Here is a 1,461-nt window from a genome sequence, read left to right as displayed (position 1 = left end):
GGCGGATTCTAGGGGTCCTCGCAACACCTGATGGTCAGATGCCTGTCAGTAGATCACGTAAACGCTCGGCTGGAGTTTTCCAGCCGAGCGTTTTGCGTGGACGGGAGTTGAGGCGGTGGGCAACGTTCTCGAGGTCGGTGGCGCTGTACACGGACAGGTCCGTGCCTTTGGGGAAGTACTGGCGTAGCAAGCCGTTGGTGTTCTCGTTCGATCCGCGTTGCCATGGTGAGTGTGGATCGCAGAAGTACACCGGCACCCCGGTGGCGACGCTGAACTGCTTGTGCGCTGCCATCTCGCACCCTTGGTCCCACGTCAGTGAACCGCGCAAATGCGTTGGGAGAGAACCGATCAGAGGAACCAGAACGTCCCGGACCTCCTCTGCAGTGTGCCCGCCGGGGAGGTGACCGAGAAGCAGGTACCGGGTAGAACGCTCGACCAATGTCACGATCGCCGACTCCGATCGAGTACCGACGATCAGATCACCCTCCCAGTGCCCGGGCACGGAGCGGTCGGCGACCTCCGCCGGCCGCTCGGAGATCATCACCATCGCATCGACGAATCGTGAGGTGCGCTGCTCGGGTGAGCGGTGCTGTACGCGGCGAGTACGTCCGGTGCGCAATGCGGCAGCAACTTCTCGGCGTAGTCCGCCGCGCGACTGTACGTAGATGGCCTGGTAGATCGTTTCGGTGCTCACACGCATCGCCTTGTCATCGGGGAAGTCGACAACTAGAGCGTGGCAGATTTGCTCGGGCGACCACTGCAGGGCGAGTTTGCCGGCGACGTAGGACCGGAGCGAACCCTGTGCCGCCAGCTTCGCCGGTTTCGGCCGGGCACGCGAGATAGCCCACAGCCGATGTGCCCGGTGCGGGTGGTACTCGTCGGCGATGCCGTAGGTGTCGATCTCGCGTTTGACGGTCGAGGCCGCCCGGCCGAGGCGGCGTCCGATCTCACGCAGCGAACACCCGGCTCGACGCAGGTCGGCGATCTGTTCACGGTCGGTCACCGTCAGATACCGAGGGTGCAGTGTGGACTCGATGCGGGCCAGCGACGGCCTCTGAGCAGCGGTGACGAACGTTGTCATACCGGTTTTGTAGTCGATACGTCGACCATCCGGGTGCAGGCGCGCACCACCGATCTTGCGGATGCCCCCGTCCCAGTCCTGCGCGGTCCGGAGGTGGACCCCGACCTCCCGAGCAGCCTCGCGCCGCGAGATTCCCGACGAGCGGAGTTCCTCGTATCGTCCCCGACCCGAATGCTCGGCCCGGCCGCTCTTTCCGCGCCCTTGCACACCCGCCTGACGAACCCACCCGAAGGCAGTGTTCCGGTTCACCCCGACACAGCGTGCGGCCGCGCTGACATTCCCGTCCTCACGGTCCAACGCCTCGAAAAACCGCACCTTCAACCCAGCACATGCCACGATCCCCGCAACTCCCTCAAATCGAGGGTGTTGCGGGGATCGTT

The 1,461-nt window shown here is 64.5% G+C and carries 1 protein-coding gene; it reads right to left on the bottom strand.

Translation table 11 applies throughout. The features are described 5' to 3' along the window. Positions 1-34 precede the first annotated feature (34 nt). Positions 35-1,213, bottom strand: a complete 1,179-nt coding sequence (locus CH285_RS23880; protein ID WP_141214699.1) for an IS30 family transposase — start codon at positions 1,211-1,213, stop codon at positions 35-37. Positions 1,214-1,461 lie beyond the last annotated feature (248 nt).

This window comes from Rhodococcus sp. 05-2256-B1 (genome assembly GCF_002258465.1).
Lineage (GTDB): Bacteria > Actinomycetota > Actinomycetes > Mycobacteriales > Mycobacteriaceae > Rhodococcoides > Rhodococcoides fascians.
This window is presented reverse-complemented; position numbering and strand designations above follow the sequence as displayed.